General features: G+C 48.3%; 29 protein-coding genes and 1 tRNA gene. 11 read left to right on the forward strand and 19 right to left on the reverse strand.

Annotation, left to right across the window (positions count from 1 at the left end; translation table 11 throughout):
- Nucleotides 1-30 precede the first annotated feature (30 nt).
- Nucleotides 31-855: a basic amino acid ABC transporter substrate-binding protein gene (locus ACYVJG_RS04815; protein WP_460430042.1), complete on the reverse strand. Its 825-nt coding sequence runs from the start codon at nt 853-855 to the stop codon at nt 31-33.
- A gap of 155 nt (nt 856-1,010) precedes the next feature.
- Here ACYVJG_RS04815 and ACYVJG_RS04820 point away from each other — a divergent pair, with 155 nt between their 5' ends.
- The 5 genes from ACYVJG_RS04820 (at nt 1,011) to ACYVJG_RS04840 (ending at nt 3,319) form a co-directional block, all read left to right on the forward strand.
- Nucleotides 1,011-1,676, forward strand: a complete 666-nt coding sequence (locus ACYVJG_RS04820; protein ID WP_460430043.1) for a hypothetical protein — start codon at nt 1,011-1,013, stop codon at nt 1,674-1,676.
- Nucleotides 1,677-1,697: 21 nt separating this feature from the next.
- Nucleotides 1,698-1,773: transfer RNA gene (locus ACYVJG_RS04825), tRNA-Thr, on the forward strand.
- Between the two features lie 150 nt (nt 1,774-1,923).
- Entirely contained in the window at nt 1,924-2,523 is a 600-nt protein-coding gene (locus tag ACYVJG_RS04830) for an RNA-guided endonuclease InsQ/TnpB family protein (RefSeq protein WP_460430044.1), read from the forward strand.
- Between the two features lie 95 nt (nt 2,524-2,618).
- A complete protein-coding gene (locus tag ACYVJG_RS04835; RefSeq protein ID WP_460430045.1) occupies nt 2,619-2,915 on the forward strand; it encodes a type II toxin-antitoxin system MqsR family toxin in 297 nt (98 codons plus the stop codon).
- A gap of 2 nt (nt 2,916-2,917) precedes the next feature.
- The gene (locus ACYVJG_RS04840; RefSeq protein WP_460430046.1) at nt 2,918-3,319 is read left to right on the forward strand and encodes a type II toxin-antitoxin system MqsA family antitoxin; all 402 of its coding nucleotides are present in this window, start codon (nt 2,918-2,920) and stop codon (nt 3,317-3,319) included.
- Between the two features lie 491 nt (nt 3,320-3,810).
- Here the strand turns inward: ACYVJG_RS04840 and ACYVJG_RS04845 are convergent, their stop codons facing one another.
- Nucleotides 3,811-4,125: a hypothetical protein gene (locus tag ACYVJG_RS04845; RefSeq protein WP_460430047.1), complete on the reverse strand. Its 315-nt coding sequence runs from the start codon at nt 4,123-4,125 to the stop codon at nt 3,811-3,813.
- A 293-nt stretch (nt 4,126-4,418) separates the two neighbouring features.
- Here ACYVJG_RS04845 and ACYVJG_RS04850 point away from each other — a divergent pair, with 293 nt between their 5' ends.
- Nucleotides 4,419-4,835 carry a cyclic nucleotide-binding domain-containing protein gene (locus ACYVJG_RS04850; RefSeq protein WP_460430048.1) on the forward strand — a complete coding sequence of 139 codons (417 nt, stop codon included), beginning with the start codon at nt 4,419-4,421 and terminating at the stop codon, nt 4,833-4,835.
- Between the two features lie 82 nt (nt 4,836-4,917).
- Here ACYVJG_RS04850 and ACYVJG_RS04855 read toward each other — a convergent pair whose 3' ends face one another.
- The 3 genes from ACYVJG_RS04855 to ACYVJG_RS04865 all read right to left on the reverse strand — a co-directional run bounded on the left by ACYVJG_RS04855 (nt 4,918) and on the right by ACYVJG_RS04865 (nt 6,287).
- Complete coding sequence (locus ACYVJG_RS04855; protein ID WP_460430049.1) at nt 4,918-5,094, reverse strand: hypothetical protein; 177 nt, start codon at nt 5,092-5,094, stop codon at nt 4,918-4,920.
- A 115-nt stretch (nt 5,095-5,209) separates the two neighbouring features.
- Nucleotides 5,210-5,353 (reverse strand): hypothetical protein, encoded by a 144-nt coding sequence (locus tag ACYVJG_RS04860; protein ID WP_460430050.1) that lies wholly within the window; start codon nt 5,351-5,353, stop codon nt 5,210-5,212.
- 142 nt (nt 5,354-5,495) lie between these two features.
- The gene (locus ACYVJG_RS04865) at nt 5,496-6,287 is read right to left on the reverse strand and encodes an outer membrane protein assembly factor BamD (protein WP_460430051.1); all 792 of its coding nucleotides are present in this window, start codon (nt 6,285-6,287) and stop codon (nt 5,496-5,498) included.
- Here ACYVJG_RS04865 and rluD point away from each other — a divergent pair.
- Nucleotides 6,286-7,350, forward strand: a complete 1,065-nt coding sequence (rluD, locus tag ACYVJG_RS04870; protein ID WP_022654784.1) for a 23S rRNA pseudouridine(1911/1915/1917) synthase RluD — start codon at nt 6,286-6,288, stop codon at nt 7,348-7,350. The two genes, ACYVJG_RS04865 and rluD, sit on opposite strands and share 2 nt — an antisense overlap.
- A gap of 81 nt (nt 7,351-7,431) precedes the next feature.
- On the opposite strand, the gene cybH is transcribed toward rluD, so the two are convergent.
- The 11 genes from cybH to ACYVJG_RS04925 all read right to left on the reverse strand — a co-directional run bounded on the left by cybH (nt 7,432) and on the right by ACYVJG_RS04925 (nt 20,013).
- Nucleotides 7,432-8,136 carry a Ni/Fe-hydrogenase, b-type cytochrome subunit gene (gene cybH / locus ACYVJG_RS04875; RefSeq protein WP_460430052.1) on the reverse strand — a complete coding sequence of 235 codons (705 nt, stop codon included), beginning with the start codon at nt 8,134-8,136 and terminating at the stop codon, nt 7,432-7,434.
- A gap of 9 nt (nt 8,137-8,145) precedes the next feature.
- Nucleotides 8,146-9,939, reverse strand: a complete 1,794-nt coding sequence (locus tag ACYVJG_RS04880; RefSeq protein WP_460430053.1) for a nickel-dependent hydrogenase large subunit — start codon at nt 9,937-9,939, stop codon at nt 8,146-8,148.
- A complete protein-coding gene (locus tag ACYVJG_RS04885) occupies nt 9,939-11,045 on the reverse strand; it encodes a hydrogenase small subunit (protein WP_460430054.1) in 1,107 nt (368 codons plus the stop codon). The genes ACYVJG_RS04880 and ACYVJG_RS04885 overlap by 1 nt, the downstream gene beginning before the upstream one ends.
- 26 nt (nt 11,046-11,071) lie before the next feature.
- Nucleotides 11,072-11,650 carry a HupE/UreJ family protein gene (locus ACYVJG_RS04890; protein WP_460430055.1) on the reverse strand — a complete coding sequence of 193 codons (579 nt, stop codon included), beginning with the start codon at nt 11,648-11,650 and terminating at the stop codon, nt 11,072-11,074.
- A 194-nt stretch (nt 11,651-11,844) separates the two neighbouring features.
- Nucleotides 11,845-13,173 (reverse strand): PAS domain-containing sensor histidine kinase, encoded by a 1,329-nt coding sequence (locus ACYVJG_RS04895; RefSeq protein WP_460430056.1) that lies wholly within the window; start codon nt 13,171-13,173, stop codon nt 11,845-11,847.
- Between the two features lie 8 nt (nt 13,174-13,181).
- Complete coding sequence (locus tag ACYVJG_RS04900) at nt 13,182-14,756, reverse strand: ATP-binding protein (RefSeq protein ID WP_460430057.1); 1,575 nt, start codon at nt 14,754-14,756, stop codon at nt 13,182-13,184.
- A gap of 17 nt (nt 14,757-14,773) precedes the next feature.
- Nucleotides 14,774-16,327, reverse strand: coding sequence for an ATP-binding protein (locus ACYVJG_RS04905; protein ID WP_460430058.1), 1,554 nt, complete (start codon nt 16,325-16,327; stop codon nt 14,774-14,776).
- A gap of 42 nt (nt 16,328-16,369) precedes the next feature.
- The gene (locus ACYVJG_RS04910) at nt 16,370-17,806 is read right to left on the reverse strand and encodes a nickel-dependent hydrogenase large subunit (RefSeq protein ID WP_460430059.1); all 1,437 of its coding nucleotides are present in this window, start codon (nt 17,804-17,806) and stop codon (nt 16,370-16,372) included.
- 295 nt (nt 17,807-18,101) lie between these two features.
- Complete coding sequence (locus tag ACYVJG_RS04915) at nt 18,102-18,830, reverse strand: hypothetical protein (RefSeq protein WP_460430060.1); 729 nt, start codon at nt 18,828-18,830, stop codon at nt 18,102-18,104.
- Nucleotides 18,827-19,123, reverse strand: coding sequence for a hypothetical protein (locus ACYVJG_RS04920; RefSeq protein WP_022654637.1), 297 nt, complete (start codon nt 19,121-19,123; stop codon nt 18,827-18,829). The genes ACYVJG_RS04915 and ACYVJG_RS04920 overlap by 4 nt, the downstream gene beginning before the upstream one ends.
- 2 nt (nt 19,124-19,125) lie before the next feature.
- A complete protein-coding gene (locus ACYVJG_RS04925; protein WP_460430061.1) occupies nt 19,126-20,013 on the reverse strand; it encodes a helix-turn-helix transcriptional regulator in 888 nt (295 codons plus the stop codon).
- Nucleotides 20,014-20,334: 321 nt separating this feature from the next.
- Between ACYVJG_RS04925 and astB the strand changes: the two genes are divergently transcribed.
- On the forward strand, nt 20,335-21,684 hold the full coding sequence (astB, locus tag ACYVJG_RS04930) for an N-succinylarginine dihydrolase (protein ID WP_460430062.1): 1,350 nt from the start codon (nt 20,335-20,337) through the stop codon (nt 21,682-21,684).
- 96 nt (nt 21,685-21,780) lie between these two features.
- On the opposite strand, the gene ACYVJG_RS04935 is transcribed toward astB, so the two are convergent.
- Nucleotides 21,781-22,230 (reverse strand): universal stress protein, encoded by a 450-nt coding sequence (locus ACYVJG_RS04935; protein ID WP_022653214.1) that lies wholly within the window; start codon nt 22,228-22,230, stop codon nt 21,781-21,783.
- A 101-nt stretch (nt 22,231-22,331) separates the two neighbouring features.
- On the opposite strand from ACYVJG_RS04935, the gene ACYVJG_RS04940 reads away from it, so the two are divergent.
- The 3 genes from ACYVJG_RS04940 to ACYVJG_RS04950 are packed head-to-tail and all read left to right on the forward strand — an operon-like array spanning nt 22,332 to nt 24,045.
- Nucleotides 22,332-22,772, forward strand: a complete 441-nt coding sequence (locus tag ACYVJG_RS04940; RefSeq protein ID WP_022653215.1) for an acyl-CoA thioesterase — start codon at nt 22,332-22,334, stop codon at nt 22,770-22,772.
- Nucleotides 22,769-23,185 carry a tellurite resistance TerB family protein gene (locus ACYVJG_RS04945; protein ID WP_460430063.1) on the forward strand — a complete coding sequence of 139 codons (417 nt, stop codon included), beginning with the start codon at nt 22,769-22,771 and terminating at the stop codon, nt 23,183-23,185. The genes ACYVJG_RS04940 and ACYVJG_RS04945 overlap by 4 nt, the downstream gene beginning before the upstream one ends.
- An 8-nt stretch (nt 23,186-23,193) precedes the next feature.
- Nucleotides 23,194-24,045 (forward strand): AAA family ATPase, encoded by an 852-nt coding sequence (locus ACYVJG_RS04950; protein ID WP_460430064.1) that lies wholly within the window; start codon nt 23,194-23,196, stop codon nt 24,043-24,045.
- 43 nt (nt 24,046-24,088) lie between these two features.
- Here the strand turns inward: ACYVJG_RS04950 and hemH are convergent, their stop codons facing one another.
- Complete coding sequence (hemH, locus tag ACYVJG_RS04955) at nt 24,089-25,186, reverse strand: ferrochelatase (protein WP_460430065.1); 1,098 nt, start codon at nt 25,184-25,186, stop codon at nt 24,089-24,091.
- Between the two features lie 49 nt (nt 25,187-25,235).
- Nucleotides 25,236-26,450 (reverse strand): DNA translocase FtsK 4TM domain-containing protein, encoded by a 1,215-nt coding sequence (locus ACYVJG_RS04960; RefSeq protein WP_460430066.1) that lies wholly within the window; start codon nt 26,448-26,450, stop codon nt 25,236-25,238.
- Between the last annotated feature and the right edge of the window lie 13 nt (nt 26,451-26,463).

Raw genomic sequence — 26,463 nt, forward strand, 5'->3', positions numbered from 1 at the left:
TGCGCTTCCAATAGAGCAGAGAAAATGGGGTTAGCCCGCTTTTTTCTCGCCAAACCACTTGGCGTAGATCTTATCGTAAGTGCCGTCTGCTTTAATGGCTTTCAGTCCTTCGTTAAGTTTGCCTAAGAGTTCTGCATTGCCTTTTTTCACTGCAATACCGTAGAACTCAGGGGAGAAGCTTTGATTGTCTTCAATCAGGCTCAAACCAGCGTTGGCGTTGTTTTGCAGATAGTTAATGACTACACCATTATCCGCCACCACAGCCTGTACGCCGCCACTCTCCAGCTCTTTCATCGCCAATGGCGTGCTTTCAAAGCGTTTGATGTCTTCGCTGGTTTTGCCTAACAGCTTTTGTACCACTTCATCACCGGTAGTACCGGTTTGAACGCCGACTTTTTTACCTTTCAAATCATTGAAAGTTTTAATATCGGTCACCCCTTTGCCGACGGCAATCAGCTGGCGTGCTTCAAAGTAGGGTTCGGTAAAGTCCATCGATTGTTTGCGCTCATCGGTGATGGTGACGGCAGAAATCACGATGTCACGGTCGCCTTGATCCAACGTAGCAAAGATACCTTCCCACGGGGTGTTGACGAATTTAACTTGAATACCCGCTTTTTCTGCGATGGCACTCAAGACGTCAATATCAAAGCCTTGGACTTCTTTTTTCTCATTTTCAAACTCGAACGGTGCATAAGCGGCATCCGTTCCAACGACGTAGGTGCGTGTTTCAGTTGCAGCTGGCGCAGCGGGGGCAGCTGCATTATCAGCAGGTTTGGGTTCAGCACTCTTACCACATGCTGCCACAAAGGCACTTGCTACCAGCGCCATTAACAGCTTTCGTCGTGAAAATTCCATGGGGAAACTCCCTGTGTCGTAACACATCAAAATATTGAACATCTGGTGACACGTCAAAGACGGTCCCAGTCAGACGGTGGTAATATAAATATCACCTAAGTAGTTCTTCAATCATTAAATGCAATTTTTCTCTACCTTTTTGCTAAAAACTGCTGATGAAACATTTATACAACGTCCTTCTCGTAGTTTTTTGCACTGCAATGATGCCTGTGGCGTACGCAGAAGATGCGCCATTGCCAGGTGATTTCGTGCCACAAGTGCAAAAAAAACGCCCTGCTGTTACTCGTACGGCCTCACCTAGCCAACCCGTTGCAGACAAAAAACCGACTCAACGGGCAGTAAGAAAGGCTGTGACTAAGAAACAGCCAACCGTTAACAAAGCGAAAAAGGTCAAAGCAAAAGTCACGCCCAAAAACCAGCGTATGCTAAAAGCGCGTGCTCAGTCTCAACTGAAAGGCAAACTCGCCAAGTCGGTTAAACCTTCACGTCAAGTTGTGAAAAACAAAGCCGCCTTGCGAGTACAAGCTGTCAAGAAAAAAGCGGTGCTAACAAAAGCAAAAATACGCCCTGCAACAAAAATCGCCAGCAAAAAAGCCCCAGCTACGCGGGCGAAGACTGCGCTTGCTGCTAAACAGGTCAAGAAAACCACGGTAGTGAAACGCTCGCCTGCTCAGGTACGTCGTGCTGTTGTGAAAAAGAAAGCGATCAACAACGCGAAAAAACCGTTACTAAAAACCAGTAAAAACAATAAGGTAGCTAAAAAAGCTGCTGTGGTGAGAAAAAAACAAGAAAAAGTGCTTGCTAAAACTAATAAGCGCTGACATAATGAGCTTCTCTTCAGCGCCGGTGTAGCTCAGTTGGTAGAGCACCTGACTTGTAATCAGGGGGTCGCGAGTTCGAATCCTGCCGCCGGCACCACAGAATCAAAAAGTGATGCTTAGCATGACTTAAAAAACCCAGCAAAAGCCTTGTGCCTGCTGGGTTTTTTGTTGCTTGTGGCTATCTGTTGGCAACGATGGGAACAATGAAATTTGTGTATAACTTTGCGTATAGCTAGAATCCGATAGGATGTTGTTATACACAAGGGCCTGCCATGAAGCTAACCGACCCTATAATCAAAGCTGCCAAGCCACAAGAAAAACCCTTGCAACAGACAGCAACGGCGGCAAATTCGAGCCAAAACAGTGGTATCGAGAATCAGAGGCAGCGCTTGGTATTGCGCAACGTGCGAGAAAAAAAGCCCGTGTGAGAGCGATACACGCGAAAATTGCCAATCAACGCAAAGACGCCATCCACAAAGAAACGACACGTCTTGTCAAAGCTCACGCCATCATCTTCGTTGGTAACGTGAACGCCAAGGCACTCGCCAAAACACCGATGGCAAAATCGGTGCACGATGCGGCATGGACAACGTTCAGAACACAACTCAAGTACAAAGCCATGAGGCAATGTGTGGTGTTCGAGGAAATCAACGAAGCGTTTTCAACCCAAACCTGCTCGTGCTGCGGGAAAATTCCCGCCAGCAGTCCGAAAGGTAGAGCAAGTTTGCGAATAAGAGCATGGATTTGCAGCGAATGCGGTGCAATACACGACCGCGACACCAACGCTGCCAAAAACATTCTCGCGGCGGGACTTCGCCGTCTGGCAGCAGGAATCCCCGCTCTTTAGGGCGGGGAGGAAGTCAAATTACGGGGTTTTTGGGTGGGGTGTTAAGGGGGAAAGCAGGGTTTGCACAAATCAACCAACTAGGTTAAATTTAGTTAATGGAAAAACTAACCCCTCATTGTAAATTGTCAGTCGTTAAAAGCTTGGTTGAAGCTGGAAAAGTAGGTACTACTCACTCAGCGCGTGCAGGTGCAAGCGAGTTGGGTCTATGTTTTTCGGACATGCTAGATGTTGTCATGTCACTGACGACTTCGGACTTTTACAAAAGTATGACAACTCATACAAACCATACAATTTGGCAAGATGTTTATCGGCCAAGAACTCAAGTTGGTGACATTTATCTGAAATTGACGGTCATTGATGATGTGCTGATCGTGTCTTTCAAGGAGCTATAAATATGAAATGTCCTGTCTGTGGTGCGGCTGAACTGATCCATGATACCCGGGATGTGCGTTATACCTACAAAGGTGAATCGACAGTGATTGCCTCTGTGATAGGTAATTTTTGTCCTGCCTGTGCTGAATCAGTTTTGGATGCTTCGGAATCAGACCGCGTAATGTCTGAGATGCAGGCATTTACGAAACAGGTGAATGCAGCTATTGTCGATCCCTGTTTCATTACGAATGTGCGCAAAAAATTGGCCCTCGATCAACGACAAGCTGCTGAAATCTTCGGTGGTGGTGTAAACGCCTTTTCTCGTTATGAGAATGGTAAGACTAAACCATCATTAGCTTTGGTTAAGTTACTTAAACTGTTGGATCGACATCCAGATTTACTGGATGAGATCAGGACAGTTTAATTCCTCATGGAAACATGAGCAACATACTGGTTTTGAAAGCTAATAGATATTCTTGCTAACTGGTTTAAAATCAAATAAAGGGCTTTAGTAACTCTAATTATTTTGGCTTTCCTATGCTGGTGAGTCCACACTAAGCAAACTAGATGTTTCCATCACTTTTTCCTAAAAATATCAATTGCACACGAGAAAAAGGGCCAGCGTTAGCTAGCCCTATGCTGTTATTTGCTACGTTGACGGCCACGCGGAACTTTTGCTTGGTTCTGATGCAGCCATTCTGCGACCTCCTTAACCAACCAAGCCTTTGCCCCCTGCTTTGTCTCAGTTAACAAAATTGGGCGAGGGAAATCAGGACGTGCAACGATCCGTGTGATTGATGCCTCCGACAACCGTCTTCCCCACGCCCGTGGGTGTGTTTCCTCTGCGTGCATACTTCAAAAGCATGTCCGCTTGTGTTGCTACCTTGATTGCGAGCGTCAGGTATATGTTAGCTATTAGGGATTGGTGGCCAATAACAGTTTTTCTTTCTCGCCATAAAAAGTATCAATGTGTGAGATGTTATAGCGATGTTGCCGACTGTAATGGCGTACCCATGTCATTGCGTGGTGAAAAGCACCTTCTATGCTGTCAAAAACCTGATGAAACGACACGATAGAGGCAAACGGTGGGGTGAATTCAGAATCGTAGACCAACACTTCCGCGCTGCAATGTGGTGTGGTGCGGCAGCCAGTGACGCCAAGGCTTTGCACGCGAATTTTGAACAACACTTCTCGGTCGGTATGGATATCAATTTCTTTTGAATAGAACATTTTTTGCCCCAGATTGCCTAGATAACTCCCATAAATCTATTTTATATGTAAAAAATCACAAAAACACCGTATTTCGTTTCTTTCTAGGCTTTGTTTGATGTAGGACAATTTAATAATTTATCGTGAGCTTTTGCCCTAAATGGTTTATCATTCCTTCCTTTTTCAATAAATCTACGTCATACCTTACTTACTTTTTCGCGTAAAATAATACGGTTTTATGATTTATGGAATATTTTATGGGCCGTGGCAAGGCTGCGGCGGTACTTTGTCTGATTGATATAAGGTGAAATCGCATGTCTCTTTCTTCTCTTAAACAAATCTCTTTGTTTTCAATGCTCGATGACCACGAACTACTGCGCGATATTGATTGCCATATCACCCCTGCCAAGTTTATGGCGGGGGAGGTGATTATTCGACAGGGAGAGGACGGCGATTGTCTGTATATGATTCAGCAAGGACAGGTCGAGGTGATACTTGAACATCCTTCAACAGGCACACAGCAACTCGCCGAGTTAACACAGGGCGATTATTTTGGTGAGATTGCTTTACTAAAAGTGGTGAAGCGCACAGCGACGGTGCGCGCACTGACTGAGTGTCATCTGTTGATGTTGCAACGACAGCATTTACAAGCTGTCTTAGAAAAATGTCCAGCATTGCGCGAACAATTAGAAAAAACCTACACCGCACGAACCGCTAATCACTGTCTATAACGGCGTTTAGCGGCTTTTTGCGATTCTCTCAGCCGAGCAGTGGCGTGTGTACGAAAATAGCCGTATTCACGCTCAATGCAATTTAGGCCGCACAGGCGCGTAAATCGCGTAGATATTCAATGTCGAGTCGCGCTTGGCGGCGTTTGGCTTCGGCGAGGCTAATTGGCTGAAAAACATGTTGCTTACCGCCCGCCCGCCACGCAGAAATCTCAGCATTGAGAATACGACGTTCGGTTGGGGTCATCGCTCTTTTTTTCATGATGTGCTACTCCTCGTTCTGCAAAACCTATTGATTGGCCATTAGGACACAAGCAATATCAGACGCCAGACCACACGTGCAGTACCGGCAACTATTTAGACAGATTCAGACGCAACTAATTTCCTGCTTTTGTTACTTTAGTGACGTTTTTACCACTAAAGGCATGACTTAATTGATGGGCGACATGATAACCCGCCCCTTGTACAAGCAATAACATCACCGCAAGACCGACTAATGCTTTTATTTTAGTTTTTTTCATCTTCACCTCAACACCCCTTTGTTGATCATGAACGTCTTTTTGATGGTGGGGTTAGCTTGCGGTAGCTGCATTACAACATGATGTTACTTCGATGAGCGCAATATGTCGGCAAAAAAATCCCCGCACGAGGCGGGGACGGGGATTACCAGAATTGATACCACGGCACATCGCGGGGCTGCCAATCTTGTGTGAGATAGCGACTATTGGGGTAGTTTTTTGCTAACACACGCTTGGCATCATCGCGCAGCTGGGTTTGGCCGAGGGCATCGTAACCAGACACCATAATCGCCAGCGATTCTTCGACATACTCGGTGCTTGAAAATTCTTTAATCACTTGTTGAGCGCGGTTGATCGCTGCCACATACGCCTTGCGCTTCATATAGTGACGCGCCACATAGAGCTCGTTTTCTGCCAAGCCTTTGACCAAATCGCCCATTTTCTTCGTGGCATCAGCACTGTATTTGCTGTCTGGGAAGCGTTTGACCAATTCACTAAAGGCAAGGAAGGCTTCACGGGCCGATTTTGGGTCACGCTCGGCGCGATCTTGGCCGGTAAAGCGGGCAAAAATCCCACCATCGTCGTTGTAATTGACCAATCCCTTGAGGTAATACATGTAATCTAAATTGGGATGTGCTGGATAGAGCTTCATGAAGCGGTCGATGGCGGCGAGGGCTAAAGCCGGCTCTTGCTCTTTGTAATGGGCATAGGCAAGGTCCATTTGCGCTTGTTGTGCAAAGCGACCGTAGGGGTAACGTGCCTCCAAAGTTTCATAGAGTTGGATGGAACGGGTATAATTGCTGCTGTTCAGCTCTTCCCGCGCTTCATAATACAGGCGCTCGACTGGCCAGCCTCGGGTTTCATCTTTTGGCTCGGTAGTGGTCGAGCATGCGGCTAATGATGCCGCCATCAGCATTCCTACAACGAATCGTTTCATGACAGATCCCATTGATAATCCGGTCGATTATAACGACTTCTCTAGCCCCCGTGTCGTGGAAATCCCAACTGACCTCGGCGGACAACGTATAGATCAAGCCTTAGCTGCCTTGTTGACCGACTACTCACGCAGTCGATTACAACAATGGATTAAGGATGGCTTTGTATTGATGAACGGCACGCCGGTCAATAGCAAAACCAAAATTTATGGTGGAGAGAAGCTCGAAGTCTTCGAACAACTGACTCCCGAAGAGGCCGCTTTTGCCCCAGAAGCGATGCCGCTGAATATTGTGTATGAAGATGACGCCATTTTGGTGATCGATAAACCAGTGGGCTTGGTGGTGCATCCTGCTGCTGGCAATTGGTCGGGGACTTTGCTTAACGGCCTGCTGCATTACTTGCCCTCGTTGCGCCATATTCCCCGCGCTGGCATTGTCCACCGCCTCGATAAAGAAACCAGTGGCCTGATGGTGGTGGCCAAAACTTTGGCTGCCCAAACCGATTTGGTGCGGCAATTACAAGCCAGAACGGTCAAGCGTGTGTATCGTGCTATTGCCGATGGTAAGGTGGCATACGATGGCGTAATTGATGAGCCGATTGGTCGCGATCCCCACCAACGGCAGAAAATGGCGGTGGTGCGGTTTGGCGGTAAACCTGCTGTGACGCATGTGAAGGTATTAGAACGGTTTGACTACCATACTTATATCGAATGCCGTCTTGAAACAGGCCGTACGCATCAAATCCGAGTGCACATGAAACAAGCCGGTCATCCTTTGGCTGGCGATGCGTTATATGGCAATCCTCGCTATAAAATCCCAGAAGACTTGGCCTTGGCAGTGAAAAAACTGGGCCGACAAGCCCTCCATGCGGCGGTGTTAGGCTTGATTCATCCCACCACAGGCGAGGCAATGAGTTGGAAATCACGCTTGCCAGAAGATGTCCGTGAGCTATTAGCCGTGTTGCGTGAACATCAGTTCACCCTCAATCCTGATTACCAAGCGGATGAGGATGACATCGACGATGGGGATGATGGCGATTGGGAAGTGATCTACACCCGAGAATGATGTGGAGTGACTGAGATCAGTACGCGCACCCACTGTGTAATACAGCGTGGTGCGCGCGCTCTGGATGAGTAAAGGTTGGGTTCAGTCTTTAAACATGCGGAAGCCACTGATCATGGTGGAAACCATGCTTTGCTTAGACATAATGTCTTCGCGAATCGCGGCATAGACATGAATCATTACAAACACCAAAATGGCCCACATACCAAGGCGGTGCCAGCTGTGAACATCTATGCTATTGCCAAAAGCAACGATGACCCAATGAAAGGCGCTGTGCGCCCAGCTGCCTTCGCCGGTGCCTTCACCATACAGCGCAAAGCCAGTGAAGCACATAAACACCGTTGCCCAGATAAAACTGGCCATCGCGATTTGCCCGACAGGGTTGTGTCCGATGTATTTTTTCGGATAGCGTTCAATGAACAAATACCAGCGAATCTCAAAGAAAAATTCACTCCACCATGCCTTATCCCAAATTGGCACCAAGATAATTTCACGGGCATGGTGATTGCCCACTATCGCCCAATACAACCGCCCAACCAAACCAATCGCCAACACATAGCCTGCGGCAAAGTGGGCAAAGCGTAAGTATCCCATCAGATATTGAAACGTTGCTTCGCCGCCTGTGCTGGGTAGTGGTTGACCAATGAAATAGCCTGTAACCGATAAAATCACAATACAGGCAACTGTCACCCAATGCCACAGCCGCACTGGGGCTTCATAGACATATACCGATGTGACTTTACGCCCCAGCCCCTGTGGTGCATTGCCGTCAAATCCATAGCTTTTCATGGTTAGCCCCTAGCGCACTTGTACGCGAACCAACTCGCCACCGTCATCCCCTATTACATGGGTAGAACAGGCTAAGCATGGATCGAAACTGTGTAAGGTACGCAAAATTTCTAACGGCTGATCGGCAATAGCCATTTTGGTGCCCAATAACGAGGCCTCATACGCACCGATCTGTCCCTTGTTATCACGTGGGCCTGCATTCCATGTGGTTGGTACCACACATTGATAGCTCTCGATTTTGGTGTCTTTGATCTTGAGCCAATGCCCTAATGCACCGCGTGGTGCTTCGGTAAAGCCCACCCCTTTGACCTCTTTCGGCCATGTGCTTGGATCCCATTTCTCGACGTTGGCAGTGCTGGAATCACCATTTTTGATGTTGCTGATTAATTGATCGTAGAAGCGTGACATCTGCTTGGCTGCCCACACCGCTTCAATCGCACGTGCAGCTGTCCGACCATTGGTCGAGAACATGGCTTCGAGAGGGGCATTAAAATGCTTGAGCAGGGCATCAACAGGTTCTTTGAACTCGGGCTTGTTTTGATGATAACCAATGAGATACCGTGCCAGCGGTCCCACTTCCATCGCATGACCTTTCCAGCGTGGGGACTTAATCCACGAATACTTCGCCGATTCATCCAGCGATTCAATCTTGGTTTTTGTTCCCTTGTGGTTAGGGCCAAGCTCGAACTTCGGTTCGGTGATGCCATCAAAGGGATGCAATCCTTTTTGGTCATCCCCATAGCTATACCAGCTATGGGTCACAAATTCTTGAATCTCATCAGGTGCATACAAATCAACTGGATGAATTTCATTGAATTTGCCATTGATAATGGCGCCACGCGGCAACAGCAAATTGCTGGCGCGATGATCGTTGGCCTGATCGGGGAAATCGCCATAAGACAGTAGGCTTTGGCTAGCCAATCCACCGCCAATTTTGAACCACTCTGGATAGAATCCTGCAATAGCGATTACATCTGGCACATACACTTGTTCACAGAACTCGATACTGCGGTCGATGATTTGTTTAACCAGATTCAGGCGTTCCATATTCACTGCGCCAACAGCACCTGTGTCATGAACATTGATCGCACACGGCATCCCCCCGACCAGCCAGTTTGGGTGTGGGTTTTTGCCGCCGAAAATGGTGTGAATTTTGACGATTTCTTTTTGGAAATCTAACGCTTCTAAGTAGTGTGCCACCGCCATTAAGTTGGCTTCTGGCGGTAGCTTCATGGCTGGGTGTCCCCAATAGCCATTGCGGAACGGGCCAAGTTGACCAGATTCAACAAAACGCTTTAACCGCGTTTGTAAATCATGAAAATAACCCGGGCTTGAGAGTGGCCATTTAGAAATGCTTTGTGCCAGTTCGCTGGTGCGCTTTGGATCTGCCTTTAATGCAGAGACGACATCGACCCAATCTAAGGCGTGCAAATGGTAGTAATGCACTAAATGGTCGTGCACATACAACGCAGCCTGCATTAAATTGCGAATTAAGTTGGCGTTGGGTGGAATGTCAATTTTTAGGGCATCTTCGACGGCTCGCACTGAGGTGAGGGCATGAGTGCCGGTACAGACGCCACAGATGCGCTCTACAAAGGCCCACGCATCGCGTGGATCACGGCCTTTTAAAATCACTTCCAAACCACGCCACATCGTCCCCGTCGAGACGGCATTTGCAATCACATTATTGCTGTCGAGGTTCACTTCACAACGCAGATGGCCTTCAATACGGGTCACTGGATCAACCACCACCCGCCGGCCGCTGTTGTCTAGCGTAAAGCCTTGAGTTTGATAAGCGGCCATTATGCTTTCTCCTTCTGCTGTGCTGTTGCCTCTAGCGGTTTCAGGTCTTGTTTTTTCAACACCGTGCTCTTGATTGCACTGACTGCCGCATGTGCTGCAATCGCTGCCCCAACGCCACCGGCGACTGTCATCCCAATCTGATCCGCGGTCGATTCAATGCCAAATTGTGGGATATTGGTAACGCGGTCGTAGAACGAGCCTTTATCCCAGAATCCGTCTTCTGAACAGCCGATACAGCCATGACCCGATTGCACCGGCCAACTCACCCCACCATTCCAGCGCACAGTAGAACAGGCGTTGTAGGTGGTTGGGCCCTTACAGCCGACTTTGTATAAGCAATAGCCCAGTCGTGCGCCTTCATCATCCCATGTTTCGACAAATTGTCCGGCATCGAAGTGGGGGCGGCGATAACATTTATCGTGAATCCGTTGGCCATAGAACATCTTAGGGCGGCCTTGGCGATCCAATTCGGGAATGCGATCAAAGGTGACAAGATAGGTAATAACCGCTGCCATCACTTCTGGAATAGGAGGACAGCCCGGGACTTTAATAATCGGTTTATCTAAAATCACTTGGTGGATGGGGGTCGCCCGTGTTGGGTTGGGTTTTGCCGCTTGCACACAGCCCCAACTGGCACAAGAACCCCATGCAATTAAGGCTTTAGCATGAGCAGAAACACGTTTGAGCTTTTCAACGAACGGTTCACCACCGGGGAAGCAATACATACCGTCTTCATTCAAGGGTGGGTTGCCTTCGACAGCAACAATGTATTGCCCCTTATATTTTTCAACAATTTCTTCCAAGATGGCTTCGGCTTGATGCCCTGCCGCTGCCATAATTGTGTCGTCATAGTCGAGTGAAATCAGCGACAAAATCGCGTCTTTGGCCAAGGGATGGGCTGAACGGATAAACGACTCGGTACAACAGGTACATTCCAAACCATGCAACCAGATCACTGGCATTCTGGGTTTGGTTTCGAGGGCATGGGCAATTCGAGGCACCATGGTTGACCCTAAGCCCATGGCGGTTGCGGTGAGGCTACAGAATTTTAAAAAGGTACGACGGGTGACGCCTTGCCGACGCATCGCTTGATAGAACGTTTCCATGATCAGGCCTTTGTGATGAAGTCGAGTTACAGAGCGCTACCAAATAACCACAGACCACTGGCAGCAATGGCGATACCTGCGGTACGCAATAACGCGCCGGCTTTCCGTAACAGCGTTTCACCAGCAAACCAACCTGCAGTATGTAAGGCTGAGGTGGCAATCACAAACCCAACCATATAGAGCCAGAGTGCGCCAGAGGGGGCTTCGGCACCGTGGGCATGACCATGACTCAAGGCAAACAAGGCGATTAAAGGTAAGGCAATCTGAGGGGCGACTGTGCGATGACTTGCAACCATCAAACCCAAAATCAGAACTGATAAGGCAATAGTCGATTCGACAGCAGGCAGGGCCAACTCAGCTGCACCAAGTAATGCGCCGATGAGCATTGACAACACAAAGGTGACAGGGGCAAGCCACCGTTGTTTGCCTTGTTGTTTGGCGGCCCAAAGCCCGACTGCAACCATAGCAAGGAGGTGATCAAAACCGCCAACGGGGTGAGCCAAACCAGATAAGAAACTGAAGCTATCCTGATGACCTGTGTGGGCTGCGGCAGGCAGGGCGAGGGTGCTAAGGCAGATAGCACTAAGTAAACGGGTGCGATTCATAGCGTCTCCGAGATGTTGTTATGGTCACGCCAGTGCTGGCGCGCTGACGTCAGCGCGACACAAAAATCGTGCCAGTCAACACTCGGAGGCAAAGGTGAGCTAAGTGATTGTTTTTGTGAGTGGATGAAAAAAACAGAGTGTGCTTGATGATGGATGCTGAAATTTTACTATCCATCAGATTGGATGCTTACTTATCAGTTTTGCAATCGTGGTAAACGTAAACTGAAATAAGCCCCCCCTTCAGTGCGGTTACCTGCTGTAAGTTGGCCTCCATGTTTTTCCACGATGCTGTAGCTGATCGAGAGACCTAGACCCGTGCCTTTACCCACCGGTTTAGTGGTAAAAAAAGGATCAAAAATTTTTGCTAAGTCGGCGGCGGCAATCCCTGTGCCATTGTCTGCTAAGGTAAAGACGGCTTGGTCAGTGTCTTGTGACAGTGTCAATTCCAACTGGGGGTGTGGCACAGTTTCAACCGCATCGAACGCGTTTTGAATTAAATTGACTAGCACTTGTTGTAATTGATTGGCCGAACCTGAGACCCAACAGGCTTCAGCTAAGCCAACTTCTTGCACTGTCACTCGATGTGGCATGGCTTGAACCACCCAATGCAGAGCTTGTTGAATACATTCGGCCAAATTGACTGGTTGTTGTATATCGGTTTCAACAGCAGAAAAACGTTTTAACGCATCCACAATGGCACTGCTGCGCTGTGCACCCTCAAGTAAACCTTCGGTAAGAGACGGTAGGTCAGCCAATAAACGGTCAATTTTTAGTTGTTGGCGTAATAACTGCAAATCATGGTCATGGCACTGTTGATGCACGGCAGCGAGATAGCGTTGTAGCTTTTGTGCATAGCGTTGCATCGCATAGCTATTACCCATGACAAAACTGATGGGATTGTTCAACTCATGTGCCACCCCTGCGACTAAACGACCCAAAGACGCCATTTTCTCTGCTTGAATGAGCTGGGCTTGTGCGGCTTGTAGTGCTTGATGGGCCTGTTTTAGCTCAGCATATGCACGTTTTAATTCACCCATTGGCCGCCCCACAGCAACGAAACCACTGTAACGATGTTGGCCATCGAACAGTGCGCTGATATTCCATGTCACGGGGACTGTGTTGCCGTTTTGACAAAAAATATTCAAATCAAGGTCGCTCACCTCTGGTTGAGTGGGGGGGAGCTGTTGTTGTAATTGTGGTTGTTGTTGTGGGTAGGCAATTAAATTAAGTAGGTTTTCCCCGATCAGTCCTGTTTCACTGCGTCCTGTCAATTCGGTCATCGCACGGTTCACTTGTTTGACATAACCCAAGGCGTCACAGACCACCATCACATCCGTCATCGCGGCGAGGATTCCTTCCGTAAACTGATGTGCTTCAGCCAGTTCGCGGTGTTTGGTCTCTAAGGTTTCTTGAGAAGTGACCAACTCGGTATACACCTCGTCCATGCGCCGAATCACATCAATCCATGCTTCTTCTGCTAAGGCTTGGCCAGTGCGTTCAATTTCACTTTGAGATGCGCTCATGGGTCTCCCTAATTTGATTTGGAGGCAGGTAAAGTTTCCCACTCAAACCCCACCACATTCCGCTGTTCGCGGCTAAACTCAATCCCGATTAAGTGAATCGGCTCACCTCGGCTGCGGTATTTCTCGGTGTACCCTCGGTCTTGTAGTTGTTGTAAGGCTTTGCCTTGTGGTGTCGCTTCAACGACTTTGAATTCAAACAAATAGACTTGTTGGTTAAACAACACCGCCATGTCAATACGGCCTTTGTTGGTGATGTCTTCAAGGCGGATATCTAAGCCAAGGGCAGCGAAGTAACTGTAGAACACGCTGGCGTAGTAGCCTTCGTATTGGGCCATGGCGTTGTTGCGTTGCCAGTCATAGGGAATGCTAGCGAATAAAGCGTGCAGCAGCGTTTCGAGCTTGGAAACATCCGCTTTGCTGAGCAACCGATATAACTGTCCGGTGTATTGATGTGGCAATGAAGAGTTGCCCATTAACATTTCCAGCAATACCCCATTTAAACTGGCTTGGACTTCTAAGTTGGGATATTTCAGGGTGTATTCGGTTAAGGCACCCATGTGGAAGCTATCCGCAATAGTGAGATAGCCGGTCTGGAACATCAGTGCTTCGGTCGGGATGTCTTCAACATCAAAGCGTGATAACAACGTTTCCATCGTCACCAACTGTGATAACTCTGGGGTGAAGGCTTGGCGTTGGCGCAGGATATCAATTAAGAAAGTGGGTGTGCCGGTTTCGAACCAATAGGCACGGAATTGGCGCTCTTGAAATAACAATAACACATCAAACGGGTTATACACCGACTCACCCAGCCAGTTATAACCGTTGTACCACTCTCTGATTTGTTCACGGTCTAACCCAGCTAATTCCGGTGCAAAAACGGTGTCAATATCGTGATCAGTGTAACCACAGATCGCAGAATATTCTGGAGACATCGTAATGTCGCGGAGGTTGTTCAACCCAGAAAACAAACTGACTTTGCTGAATTTTGATACCCCAGTCAGAAACACAAAACGAATTGAGGCATCAAGGTCTTTGATGACCGAATACAGATTACGCAATCGATTACGCATGGCTTTTGCCAGTTCTGGATCGGTGAGATTGTCAAGAATCGGTTTGTCGTATTCATCAATCAATATCACCACTTTCTGGCCGGTTTTGGCTTCTGCAGCGCGGATTAAATTGGCAAAACAGGTTTCTGCTTCACCCAACTCAATATTCAGCCCTAAGCGCTCGGCATTGATGCGCATTTGCTCCGCGATTTTATTCGGTAGCTGGGTTTCCACATTCATCATCACCCCACCGCCAAAGCTGATGCGAATCACTGGATAAGACACCGACCAATCCCATTTATCGTGAATCCACAGCCCTTGAAACAAGGCTTCATTCCCTGCCCACAGTTCAGCCAAGGTATCGAGGAACAAGCTTTTACCAAAACGACGTGGACGGGACAGGAAATAATGTTTGCCCTCATTCGCTAAGCGATAAGCCATTTCACTTTTATCAATGTAGTAATAATGGTTCTGGCGAATCTCGCTGAAGGTTTGAATGCCAATCGGCAGTTTTTTTTGGCTGCTGTTTCTCATGGTTTTATCCTGTATTTTTATTCTGCAATCGTAACCCACTCAAACCCCACCACATTGCGCTGTTCACGGCTAAACTCAATCCCGATTAAGTGAATCGGTTCACCTCGGCTGCGGTATTTCTCGGCATAGCCTCGGTCTTGCAGTTGTTGTAAGGCTTTGCCTTGTGGTGTGGCTTCAACGACTTTGAATTCAAACAAATAGACTTGTTGGTTAAACAACACCGCCATGTCAATGCGGCCTTTGTTGGTGATGTCTTCAAGGCGAATGTCTAAGCCAAGGGCAGCGAAGTAGCTGTAGAACACGCTAGCGTAATAGCCTTCGTATTGGGCAATGGCGTTGTTGCGTTGCCAGTCGTAGGGAATGCTGGAAAATAAGCTGTGGAATAAGGCTTCCATGCCAGCAAAGTCATTTTTCAGTAACAGTTGGCCCAATTGGTGTTTGGTGCGGCTGCTTTGAACCGCATCGGGTTGGAGTACATACAGCACACTATTGTGAAAGCTTTGGTAAACCTCACGGTTTGGATAACGCAGTTGGTACAGATATTCACCAAACTGATACTCGCGTTTCGCAATCGTCAGATAGCCGGTTTGGAACATCAAGGATTCCGTGAGCATCATGTCAACATCAAACGCTTGCAACAAGTCACCGCTGACGCGCAAGGCAGCCAGTTCTGGCAGCCACACATGATGTGCTTTGATCCAATCGAGTAAGAACGTTGGTGTACCGGTTTCGAACCAATAGGGCCGGAAATCGCGTTTTTGAAACAACAACAGCACATCAAACGGGTTGTAAACGGACTCACCTAGCCAGTTATAACCGTTGTACCACTCACGAATCTGCTCTCGGTCTAATCCAGCTAATTCCGGTGCAAAAACGGTGTCAATATCGTGGTCGGTGTAACCACAAATCGCTGAATACTCGGCATCAAGGGTGATGTCATTCAGGTTGTTTAAACCTGAAAATAAGCTCACTTTGCTGAATTTTGATACCCCAGTCAGAAACACAAAACGAATCGAGGCATCAAGGTCTTTGATCACCGAATACAAATTCCTCAGTTCATCTCGCATCGCTTTGGCGAGTTCCGGTTTGGTCAGGTTATCCAGAATGGGTTTGTCGTATTCATCAATCAATATCACCACTTTCTGACCGGTTTTCGCTTCTGCTGCACGGATTAAATTAGCAAAACAGGTTTCTGCTTCGCCTAACTCAATATTCAGTCCTAAACGCTCGGCATTGATGCGCATTTGCTCTGCAATTTTATTCGGTAGCTGGGTTTCCACATTCATCATCACCCCACCGCCAAAGCTGATGCGAATCACCGGATAAGACACCGACCAATCCCATTTATCGTGAATCCATAACCCTTGAAACAGTGCTTCATTCCCTGCCCACAGTTCAGCCAAGGTATCGAGGAACAAGCTTTTACCAAAACGACGTGGACGGGACAGGAAATAATGTTTGCCCTCATTCGCTAAGCGATAAGCCATTTCACTTTTATCAATGTAGTAATAATGGTTCTGGCGAATCTCGCTGAAGGTTTGAATGCCAATCGGCAGTTTTTTGCGTTGCATGGTGCTGTCCTTCCTAATAGAAGATCGAACCTGTGGTGAGGGTTAGTGTACGGTGCAAACTTGGCACGGATCGAAGCTGCGGACGATGTGTTGAATCGCCAAGCTATCTGCGTCGGTGGCAGGGGTGCCAACTAAGGCTTGTTCTAACGGCCCAACCTGATCTTGATGATCTCGTGGTGAAAAATTCCATGTTGTTGGGGCAATGATTTGATAGTGCTGAATTTGGCCTTGTTCAATACCGAGCCAATGTCCCAACATACCACGCGCCGCTTCAGTAAATCCTTCGCTGTGGCTGATGACAGGTGTTGTCGGCAAAGGGGTTTGGAACGGGTCATCCAACACCAATTCCTGTAACCAAGTCTGCATTTTCAAGGTCAACAACGCAACTTCTCGTACTCGTGCAACGACACGGCTCAACACTGTACTGCCTTGTTGTTGCCACAAAGCCGCTAATAACGGATCGCCACGCAAGACACCGCGTGCCAAGGCACCGGTTTGGGCGGTCTGTTCGTCTAGGCGTGGTGCTTTGCTCCAGCTATAAGCATGTGCTTTATCTAATAGTGGCATGGTGTGATCTTGATGTGGCGAAGCGGCGTCATAATCAACCAACCAAGCATAATGACTGTGTTCACGAATGTGTGCCGAGTGCCACGCTTGGCGTTCGTTGTGCCACACCCCAGCGGGTGACCACGCTTTACCCTCTACCGGATAGCTCTCGGCAGCAAGCAAAGCCGCCCGACAGGTTCCAAGTTGATCTAGCTTTAATGTTGGGTTGAGTTGTAAAAATTGGCTGAAATCGGCGTGTGGGTGGTTTGCTTGATAAACCGAAAGTGCCTCAGTGGTTGCGAGTTCGGCCAAGGATTCGAGTGGTATACCAAATGTTTTTTGTTCCAGAAAACGACGGAACCCTGCTAACCAATGTTGTAGGCGAATGCGTTCGGCTGCGCTGACGGTGCGACTGACCCCTCCGGGTTGAATCACAAGGCTATGCGGCCAATGCCCTGCCAGTGTTCCCATCAGCCGCATCAACATGGCACGTGCTGCCAACATCTCACGATGTGCGCTGCCTTGAATAGCAATAAAACGGTCGTGAATGCTTGGGTACCATGCTTGGTTGTTGTAATGCGGATGTGCAAAATCAGGCATGAAAAATAGGTAGAAATGGGTGAGGTGGTCTGCCACATTTTCGACGGCGTGAATGATATTGCGGACACGCTCACCATTGGGTGGTGGGTGAATGCCATAGAGTGTAGCGAGGGCGTGTGCGGCGGCAACGGATTGGGAAACGGAGCAAATGCCACAGATGCGCGGCACGATGGCCAGTGCATCTAAGGGGTGCCGCCCAACAAGAATGCGCTCAAAGCCACGAAATAGGCCACTGCTGACCTGTGCTGAAGCGACTACCCCATCTTGAATGTCAATACTGACTGTTAAATCGCCTTCGACTCGATTGAATGGCCCGAGAATTTTCCGTGTCATGGCAAGTTGGCATCGTGTTGGACGTTAAAACTTGCTATGTTGGGGCAGAGGGCGAATTGTGTTAGTCACTGGCTTTTTATTTTACTTATTTTTCAATATCGTAAATAAGCTATTTAAAATAGCTAATGATGTGTTGACTGTTTCACTTTGAATCTGCGCACTTCCACACTGTGGACAGCGATGAATAATATCTCCTGGTAACAAACAATCACTCTTTGGTCGTGTAATAGTGGACCAGCCACATTGCACACACCGATATCTCATTGGTGAAGGGGGAATTGGCATTGGAGTGCTCCTATTTCACAGGTTTACCATTCTCTGTTAACTTACCTTGCGATAAGCGATAGGTTACCCGTTTCGGTTTATTGTCATTAAAATCAGCAACATACATCGTTAAACCATCGTTGCTAAGACTGCCGAGGCTGAAATAATCCGAGCAAGTACCAAACTCTGCCGTCCCCGTGTGTTTTTGTGGATTTAAACTGACAATATGAAATAAAGCCGGACATGCAGTGCCGCCGGTATTTTGCACAAGAACAAAATCGGTTTTACCCATTTCATAATGACCTACAAAACTCAAAGAAGAGTTTGCTTGGATATGAGGCAGAAATTTTTTATTGTTTAACCGTAAACTACCATCAGCATTGACGCTTAAAACACCATAACGAGTTTTCAAACGCTCACCATAAGAAACTTGGCTATTTGTTAAACTGACTCCCTTAGCTGCTAACAAAGGCCAACCACCAGACACAGTAAAATCAAAACCCAAATTTGGAATATCCCCTGTTCCAACTTTAGGTTGTGCAATTTCACACCACATCTCTGGTAAACAGTGATTAAAAATAGCTTTTCCCACGCTAGATTGATTGGCAAAAGTATATGCCACCACATCACCCGATCCCTCACTTACAGAAACCAATGCCGAGTGTTGTTTTCCAATGGTTAACACACCAGAAATGGGCTCTGCATAAACCGCTGCGGTTAGCATCATGGCGGTAACCGCCAACAAAGATTTTTTAATCATTTCACACGCTCCTTTGATAAATGTTTTTCAAACAACAACCAACCCATTGCCACACCAAGCAATAAATTCACTAACACAGAACAAAACCCAAGCCACGCCCCCCATGCTTGTAACAGCCATAACGATGCGATAGTTAATGCAAAGCCAGTGCCATAGAAAAGCACTAACAAGAAAATACCAAACACCAATATCAACATTAGGGTTAATGAGTCGAAATGATGAAAGTAAAGAAAAATCAGATAAACTGTGATAATAATCAACAGTAAAATAACTGCCCATAGCAACATAGCCATACTCATTGCTTTAGATAATCGCGTAATTCTTGTTCCATATCTTGTTGCCATGCCTCTGGGCTGACAATCGTTACATTTGGAATCCAATAACGGACAATCGGCAAAATTTGATTAGGATGGGCAAAGCGACCAGAGACTAACAAACCGCCGTCTTCTAACTCTTTTTCAATCACTTGGCCTGCAATCAATTTACGACGCCGGAAATAATGAGCTGCTTTAACACTGATTTTTAAAATCACTTCAGTTTTTTGCTTATTCAGCCAAATACTGTCCTCATGCTGAAGCATGTCTAAAATCGTCTGATCGGGCGGAAAAGTGTGTTGGCTGACAAAGAGTTTTTGTATCTTGGCCACAGAATACGATTTCACTTTATCTTGATCGACAGCTGCCAGATACCAAATGCCTGTATGGTTAATCAGCTTATAAGGTTTAACCGTGACTTCTTTCTCCCCTTCTGTTTTTTGATAAATAAAAGTTACTTGTCGATGTTGCACAATGGCTTGTTGCAGCTGTTTAAACAATTCCCACTGTTGGCTTAAATCTTCATACGAATGGCCATGAATCAACATGGCTTCTTGCATACGGTGATCGAATAATTCACGCAAAAAGTGTTGATCGATTTGAGGAAATAAACCGGCAAGACCAGACAGCGAAGCAAAGCGATTGATGTCGTGAAAAGTCAGGCGGCCAAGGTAACTCGGCTCGAGGGCATACAGGCGATCATGTTTTTCTAATGGAAGATAGGCAAACCGTTCATTTAAATCGCGTTGGATGGTGCGGATATTGACGCCGAATTCTTCTGCCAAGGCCGCAGGGTCGAGGCGTTCGCCTTGGTTAAGCTTGAATAACATCTCGGATAAACGACGCACTAGGGTATCGTGGGAAGACATGAGCACAACCTCGAAAAAAGATGATGGCTTAATGGCTTGGCATGATAGCAGTGCGTTACGACAGGTTATGTCGTTTCTAGCACAAAGGCGAAAAAAATGGCTTTGGTGTTGTCTTAGCGATGTTATTGGGCGATCTGGCTAAAAAAATGACAATCTGTAAAAAGCATGTCGCGCTGGGGCAATCTTGTTTGCTGTGGCTTGCGTAGAATGAAATACAGCACTGTTTTATGCTCGATGTGACCCAGTGGCAGGGTGAGAACGCTCAACTGTCATGCTGCGGCTTGGCATCGCTATAAAAAAATAAATGAGGAGACTTCTGAGATGGTTGCTTATGAGGCAAATTTTGATGGTTTAGTCGGCCCAACGCATCACTATGCTGGATTGTCGTATGGCAATGTGGCTTCAATCGAGAATGGCGCTGCGATTTCTTCACCCAGAGAGGCCGCTTTGCAAGGGCTGGATAAAATGAAAGCATTGGCCGACTTGGGCTTTCCACAAGCGGTTTTGCCGCCGCAAGAGCGTCCGGCATTGGCCGTGCTGCGTGCGGCTGGCTTTACAGGGTCTGATGCCGATGTCTTGATGCAAGCACAACAACACGCCCCTTTTTTATTAGCTGCTTGTTCTTCTGCCTCGGCAATGTGGACAGCGAACGCGGCGACGGTCAGTCCCTCGGCTGATACGGCAGATGGTCGCGTACATTTCACTGCTGCCAACTTGCACAATAAATTGCATCGCACGATTGAACATTCGCAAACATCGCGTACGTTACAGGCGATTTTTGCCGATGAGCGTTACTTCGCACATCATGCCGCCTTGCCTAGCCATGCTTGGTTTGGAGATGAAGGCGCGGCCAACCACACCCGTTTTTGTGCGGAATATGGTCAAGCTGGTATTGCCTTTTTTGTCTATGGCCAAGCCATGACAGACCCCCACGCCCCTATGCCTCGCTGCTTTCCAGCGCGACAAACCCGCGAAGCCTCGCAAGCGATTGCCCGTCAACATGGTTTAGCGCCAGAGCGCGTTGTCTATGCCCAACAACTGCCACAGACGATTGATGCAGGGGTGTTTCACAATGATGTCATCGCCGTCGGCAATCGTAATGTATTGTTTTTCCATCAAAATGCTTTTTATCAACCGCAGCAGGTGTTAGCAGAGTTACGGCAAAAACTACAGGCAATAGGGAGTGATTTGATAGCGATTGAAGTGCCGGCGGTGGCGGTCAGTGTGAGCGAGGCGGTGCAAAGTTATTTATTTAATAGTCAATTATTGAGTCGGCCAGATGGCAGCATGTGTTTGGTGGTGCCAGAGGAGTGTCAGCAGCAGCCAAAAGTGTGGCGCTATTTACAGAATATCTTGAATGCTGGCCGCTATCCGATTACCGAACTCAAAGTATTTGACCTGCAACAGTCCATGCAAAATGGAGGTGGGCCGGCGTGTTTGCGTTTGCGCGTGGTACTCACTGAAGCCGAACGGGCAGCGGTGAATCCTCAAGTGTGGATCAACGACCAGCGTTATCAACAGCTAACCGATTGGGTCAATCGACATTATCGTGATCGTCTGTGCATAGAAGATTTAGCTGATCCAACATTGTTGCAAGAATCACGGACAGCTTTGGACGAACTGACGCAACTGTTAGCGCTGGGCTCAATTTATCCCTTCCAACAAGACTAAATCATCTGATTGGGTTAAGCCCCTTGGTGAAACAGGCACCGGCATCCATGATTTTTCCCAACCCGCGAGCGCGGGCTGGGTTGTGGTGCCGCTGTCTTAGCTATCTTGGCTGCGTAGCAGCAACACCGGTAAGTTGGCTTTGCGTAGCACACCTTCGGCCACACTGCCCAACAGCAACTGCATCAACTCGCCCCAGCCATGCGTGCCCATCACAATTAAATCGGCTTGCCAATTTTCGGCATCTTGCAGTAAAACCTCCGAAATTTTCTCGCCCCAGCTCTCTAATAATTGCTGGTCATGCTGCACACCCGCTGCTTGCAGGCGGTCGGCAGCTTCTTGCAAGACTTTATGACCTGCCTCGCGGATATTGTTTTGCAACTCATTGGCATCCAAAAACTCACTGCCGCCCCAGCCAAACTGTGCCAAATCCACCACATGCACTAAGCGCACCATTCCTCCCGATTCTTTGGCTAATTTGGCGGCTTCATCAAGCGCGCGGTGTGAGGTGTGGCTGTCATCGACTGGAACATAGAGGCGTTGATACATGGTTTTTCCTTTGCAAAGTGGGTATGAGGGGCGGGGCTTGTGCAAACTATAAACACCGTCTTACACTCATTTTTCGATGAGTCTCTATAAGAAAGCATCCTGTGGCACGTTTAACACTTGAACTTCCTGAACATTTTGCGTTTTACACCGAAATCACCGTCTCGATTCGTGATATTAACTATGGCGGCCATCTGGGCAACGATGCAGTGCTGGGTCTTGCTCACGAGGCACGGTTACGTTATCTGAAATCGTTAGGATTTTCCGAACTCGACATCGGTGGCTTGGGGTTAATCATGAGCGATGCGGCTGTGATTTACAAAGCCGAGGCATTTCATGGTGATGTTTTACAGGTCGGTGTCAGCTGTGCAGATTTCAATAAGTACGGTTGTGATTTACTGTATCGTTTGTGTCGTATCAGTGACGGGCAAGAAATTGCTCGCGTCAAAACCGGCATTGTGTTTTTTGATTATCAGGCACGCAAAGTGGCGCGAGTGCCTGAATGCTTCCTACAAGCCTGCGCTGGCGAAGAGAGACAACCATGAGAGATTACCCCGTGAATAGCCCAGAAGCGATGGCTCGCATTCTGGCCATGTTTATCATCAGCGATGGTGTGATGGACGAACGTGAGTTGGATACGATTGAAGAACTGAATTTGTTCGAGTTGATCGGGATTGAGCGCAAACGCTTCTTGGAAGTGTTGATGCGTTATTGCGACGACATCAGTGCAGAAGCTGACGACAACGGCTTAATCCATCTGATTGATCCAGAGCGGGTTGATTATCTGTTTGATCAAATCACCGATTATCAAAAGCGGGTCCTGATTTGCGCCTTGGCACTCGATTTGTGCAAAGCCGATGACACCATCAGCGAACCAGAAATGGCTTTGTTGCGCCACATGATGAAACGCTGGCATCTCACTTTAGAGATTCTGGAACGTGAATTTTCGCGTACATGAGAGGGGACATGACCGTTTCTACTACGACAGCGGCGGTGGGTTTTTCTGGAACCGACCGCTACGTTGCGACACCTGACTTAATGATGGCAGTCAATGCTGCCATTACCTTACAACGTCCTTTATTGATTAAAGGTGAACCCGGCACCGGTAAAACCTTGCTGGCAGAGGAAGTGGCTCGTGCCTTGGCGCGGGAATTGATTGTGTGGCCGATTAAATCGACCACCAAAGCGCAGCAAGGCTTGTATGAATATGATGCAGTGTCGCGCTTGCGTGATTCACAGCTCGGTGACGCGCGGGTGCACGATATTGGCAACTATATTGTGCGCGGCAAACTCTGGGAGTCGTTTGTTGCGGAACAAGCGCCGGTCTTGTTGATTGATGAAATCGACAAAGCCGATATTGAGTTTCCTAATGATTTATTGCGTGAACTCGATCAGATGGAGTTTTATGTCTATGAGACACGCGAATTGGTCAAAGCAAAACAACGGCCAATTATTATCATCACGTCAAACAATGAAAAAGAACTGCCAGATGCTTTCTTGCGGCGGTGTTTTTTCCATTACATTCGTTTTCCCGACCGCGAGACCTTGCAACAGATTGTTGATGTGCACTACCCGAATTTACAGCGTGAATTGGTAGAAGAAGCACTATCGTGTTTCTTGGCGTTGCGCGAAGTCCCGGGGCTGCGGAAAAAACCATCTACCTCGGAATTGTTAGATTGGCTGCGGTTGTTGACTGCACATGAAGTGGACGCGCAGCAGCTACAGCAACAGCCACCGCTGACAGGGGCATTGTTGAAAAATGAACAAGACATGCACTTGTTGGAACGGCTGTTAAGCGCAGGGCGCTGGCGGCGATAAGTCAAAACAACCATGCCACACCGTCAGGGTGTGGCATGTCGTTTTAAGCCGTAGCGCCGAGGGCTTTGGCGCGGTCGAGAGTACGTTGCCGGCTGGCGAGGTCGGGGACGATGGGCGGTAGCCAAGGCGCGGCGTGTTGGCTCACCAGACGATCCAATGCCTCAATCCATCCCTCGCTGTCATTCAAACAAGGAATATAGTGATATTCCCCACCCCCTGCTTCAAGGAAGGTTTCTTTACCTTCCATCGCAATTTCTTCCAACGTTTCCAAACAATCCGCCACAAACCCCGGACATACCACATCTAAGCGGCGAGTTTTTGCAAGGCCAAAGTGTTGTAGCCGTTCTGCGGTATAAGGTTTAATCCACTCCGCCTTACCAAAACGGCTTTGGAATGCCACCGTGTAGGCCGACTTATCGAGCCCTAAGCGCTCAGCCAACAATCGACCGGTTTTGTGACATTCACAATGATAGGGGTCGCCTTTGTCGAGGGTGTAGCGTGGTACACCGTGAAAGCTCATCAACAGATGATCCCCTCGCCCATGTTCGGCCCAATACTGTTCGATGCGCTGGGCGAGCGCCTCGATATAACCAGTATCATCGTGAAAATGGCGAATGGTATGCACTTCCGGCATATTGCGGCTTTTCAGTAATGCCCGACACACCGCATCCAAAGCACTGCCGCTGCTAGACGCGGCATATTGCGGATATAACGGCAATACCACAAAACGAGTGACACCTTGTGCTCTCATCTCGGCCATTACATCAGCCACAGCTGGCGCACCATAACGCATGGCATAGCGCACCACGACTGCTTCACCGTAACGCTGTTGCCAGCGTGCGGCTAATTTATTGGTTTGTGCTTGGGTGTAAATGGCTAGGGGTGAGCCGTCTTTTTGCCAAACCGAAGCATATTTATGTGCCGACTTCGCTGGCCGTACTCGCAAAATCACCCCGTGTAAAATCAATTTCCAAACCAGCGGGGGAATCTCAACCACGCGCCGATCTGACAGAAACTCGGCTAAATAAGGCCGCAAGGCCGCTGCCGTGGGGGCGGCGGGGGTGCCGAGGTTGATAAGGAGAATACCAAGCTTAGCCACTTGGTCGTGTCGGTAAGCAGGTTCGGTGTGGAAATGGCTCATAATTTTGTATTGGACAAAAACCAGACAATGACTCGAATATGTCCATCGGTCAAGTCTGTTTAAGTGAGTTTTTCTTTTTATTTGTCGTTGTGTTGTCTGATTCAATACTGTCCACCGGCGGCAGCTCCAAGAAAATCGGGGTGTCTTCCCACGGTTCGTGAGCCGGTGCCTCAGGCAAAATGCAGGTGTTTTCTGCTTCGACTTTTTTACGAGTGTGGCGAGTCACCGCAGGTGCGGTGGGTGCCACACTGTCTAACGTCGGCAGTTCTAAAGCCGGTTGTGGCAAAGCGGTTTCTAATACTGGCGGATTGATCGTCTCGGTTGCCAAAGGCGGTAATGCTTCTTCCACCATCGCAGGGATGGGGTCTGGAATCGGCTCAACCTTCGGTGGGGTGGGCGTGGTGGGTTCGACGACCGTGGTTTTCAGTGTTGGCGGAGGGCTATCGGCGGTGCGGGTGAAAATGGCATGGGGATCAAAAGCCGGTGTTTCGACTTCGGGCAGACGATCTAGTGTTGGCTCGGCAGTGGTTTTGCTGAATGTCGGTGGCAGAGGCGCGCTGTCCCAATGGGGTTCTTGCAGCTGAACCGGTGCAGCGGTACTTGGCACCGTGTCCAGTGCAGCACGACGTGATGAGATGGGGACAACACTCAACACCAAGTTTTCAATCCATTCACCGGTTTTTTCTGCGGTATCTAGCCAAGACAAGCCGGTGGACAGCGAAAACGCAATGCCCATGCCGATAAATACCAACAGTGAGGTGAGCGTAAAACCTAACACCGCCATTAGGCCATCACCAATTAAATTGCCCAAAATACCCCCCGGGGCTAAGGGTAGGGTGGCGGTTAGGCTATGAAAACGGATGGCTTCAAAGCTACTGCTGGCAATGCAAAACAAAACAAATCCAGCCCAACGAGCAGGACGGCTAGAGCGTAGTAAACGCCGCAGTTGCCACCGTGGGTGGCTATTGATGGCTTGCCACGCGAAGAAAATCACGCTCCACCATGCTGAGACACCAAGGCCATACAATAATAAATCGGCCAACCATGCACCAAAGCCGCCGCCCCAATTACCCAATGTAATCGGGGTATCACTACTGCTGCTGTGTGACCAAGCGGGATCGGTCGGGGTGTAACTGACTAATACCATAATCAGATACACACTGATTAGGCTATAGAGCACCCAACGACTTTGCTTGAGCCACGTGCTCAAGTAAGGGGGTAAAGCCTGATTTTTCACCACTGCTTTACGTTTGAAGAGCGCCATGGTTTCCATCCTT

It is taken from the genome of Aquaspirillum soli (genome assembly GCF_054781915.1).

Excerpts from the sequence above, each read along its gene's own strand:
- ACYVJG_RS04820 (WP_460430043.1), top strand. The coding sequence starts at position 1,011 with ATGAAACATTTATACAACGTCCTTCTCGTAGTTTTTTGCACTGCAATG.
- ACYVJG_RS04935 (WP_022653214.1), bottom strand. The coding sequence starts at position 22,230 with ATGTATCAACGCCTCTATGTTCCAGTCGATGACAGCCACACCTCACAC.
- ACYVJG_RS04860 (WP_460430050.1), bottom strand. The coding sequence starts at position 5,353 with ATGAAAAAAACTAAAATAAAAGCATTAGTCGGTCTTGCGGTGATGTTA.
- ACYVJG_RS04865 (WP_460430051.1), bottom strand. The coding sequence starts at position 6,287 with ATGAAACGATTCGTTGTAGGAATGCTGATGGCGGCATCATTAGCCGCA.
- ACYVJG_RS04895 (WP_460430056.1), bottom strand. The coding sequence starts at position 13,173 with ATGAGCGCATCTCAAAGTGAAATTGAACGCACTGGCCAAGCCTTAGCA.
- ACYVJG_RS04960 (WP_460430066.1), bottom strand. The coding sequence starts at position 26,450 with ATGGCGCTCTTCAAACGTAAAGCAGTGGTGAAAAATCAGGCTTTACCC.
- ACYVJG_RS04830 (WP_460430044.1), top strand. The coding sequence starts at position 1,924 with ATGTTGTTATACACAAGGGCCTGCCATGAAGCTAACCGACCCTATAAT.
- cybH (WP_460430052.1), bottom strand. The coding sequence starts at position 8,136 with ATGAAAAGCTATGGATTTGACGGCAATGCACCACAGGGGCTGGGGCGT.
- ACYVJG_RS04855 (WP_460430049.1), bottom strand. The coding sequence starts at position 5,094 with ATGAAAAAAAGAGCGATGACCCCAACCGAACGTCGTATTCTCAATGCT.
- ACYVJG_RS04920 (WP_022654637.1), bottom strand. The coding sequence starts at position 19,123 with ATGGCTATGTTGCTATGGGCAGTTATTTTACTGTTGATTATTATCACA.
- ACYVJG_RS04925 (WP_460430061.1), bottom strand. The coding sequence starts at position 20,013 with ATGTCTTCCCACGATACCCTAGTGCGTCGTTTATCCGAGATGTTATTC.
- astB (WP_460430062.1), top strand. The coding sequence starts at position 20,335 with ATGGTTGCTTATGAGGCAAATTTTGATGGTTTAGTCGGCCCAACGCAT.
- ACYVJG_RS04945 (WP_460430063.1), top strand. The coding sequence starts at position 22,769 with ATGAGAGATTACCCCGTGAATAGCCCAGAAGCGATGGCTCGCATTCTG.
- ACYVJG_RS04900 (WP_460430057.1), bottom strand. The coding sequence starts at position 14,756 with ATGAGAAACAGCAGCCAAAAAAAACTGCCGATTGGCATTCAAACCTTC.
- ACYVJG_RS04915 (WP_460430060.1), bottom strand. The coding sequence starts at position 18,830 with ATGATTAAAAAATCTTTGTTGGCGGTTACCGCCATGATGCTAACCGCA.
- ACYVJG_RS04885 (WP_460430054.1), bottom strand. The coding sequence starts at position 11,045 with ATGGAAACGTTCTATCAAGCGATGCGTCGGCAAGGCGTCACCCGTCGT.
- ACYVJG_RS04880 (WP_460430053.1), bottom strand. The coding sequence starts at position 9,939 with ATGGCCGCTTATCAAACTCAAGGCTTTACGCTAGACAACAGCGGCCGG.
- ACYVJG_RS04910 (WP_460430059.1), bottom strand. The coding sequence starts at position 17,806 with ATGACACGGAAAATTCTCGGGCCATTCAATCGAGTCGAAGGCGATTTA.
- hemH (WP_460430065.1), bottom strand. The coding sequence starts at position 25,186 with ATGAGCCATTTCCACACCGAACCTGCTTACCGACACGACCAAGTGGCT.
- ACYVJG_RS04815 (WP_460430042.1), bottom strand. The coding sequence starts at position 855 with ATGGAATTTTCACGACGAAAGCTGTTAATGGCGCTGGTAGCAAGTGCC.
- ACYVJG_RS04850 (WP_460430048.1), top strand. The coding sequence starts at position 4,419 with ATGTCTCTTTCTTCTCTTAAACAAATCTCTTTGTTTTCAATGCTCGAT.
- ACYVJG_RS04840 (WP_460430046.1), top strand. The coding sequence starts at position 2,918 with ATGAAATGTCCTGTCTGTGGTGCGGCTGAACTGATCCATGATACCCGG.
- ACYVJG_RS04890 (WP_460430055.1), bottom strand. The coding sequence starts at position 11,650 with ATGAATCGCACCCGTTTACTTAGTGCTATCTGCCTTAGCACCCTCGCC.
- ACYVJG_RS04845 (WP_460430047.1), bottom strand. The coding sequence starts at position 4,125 with ATGTTCTATTCAAAAGAAATTGATATCCATACCGACCGAGAAGTGTTG.
- ACYVJG_RS04905 (WP_460430058.1), bottom strand. The coding sequence starts at position 16,327 with ATGCAACGCAAAAAACTGCCGATTGGCATTCAAACCTTCAGCGAGATT.
- ACYVJG_RS04835 (WP_460430045.1), top strand. The coding sequence starts at position 2,619 with ATGGAAAAACTAACCCCTCATTGTAAATTGTCAGTCGTTAAAAGCTTG.
- ACYVJG_RS04950 (WP_460430064.1), top strand. The coding sequence starts at position 23,194 with ATGACCGTTTCTACTACGACAGCGGCGGTGGGTTTTTCTGGAACCGAC.
- rluD (WP_022654784.1), top strand. The coding sequence starts at position 6,286 with ATGACAGATCCCATTGATAATCCGGTCGATTATAACGACTTCTCTAGC.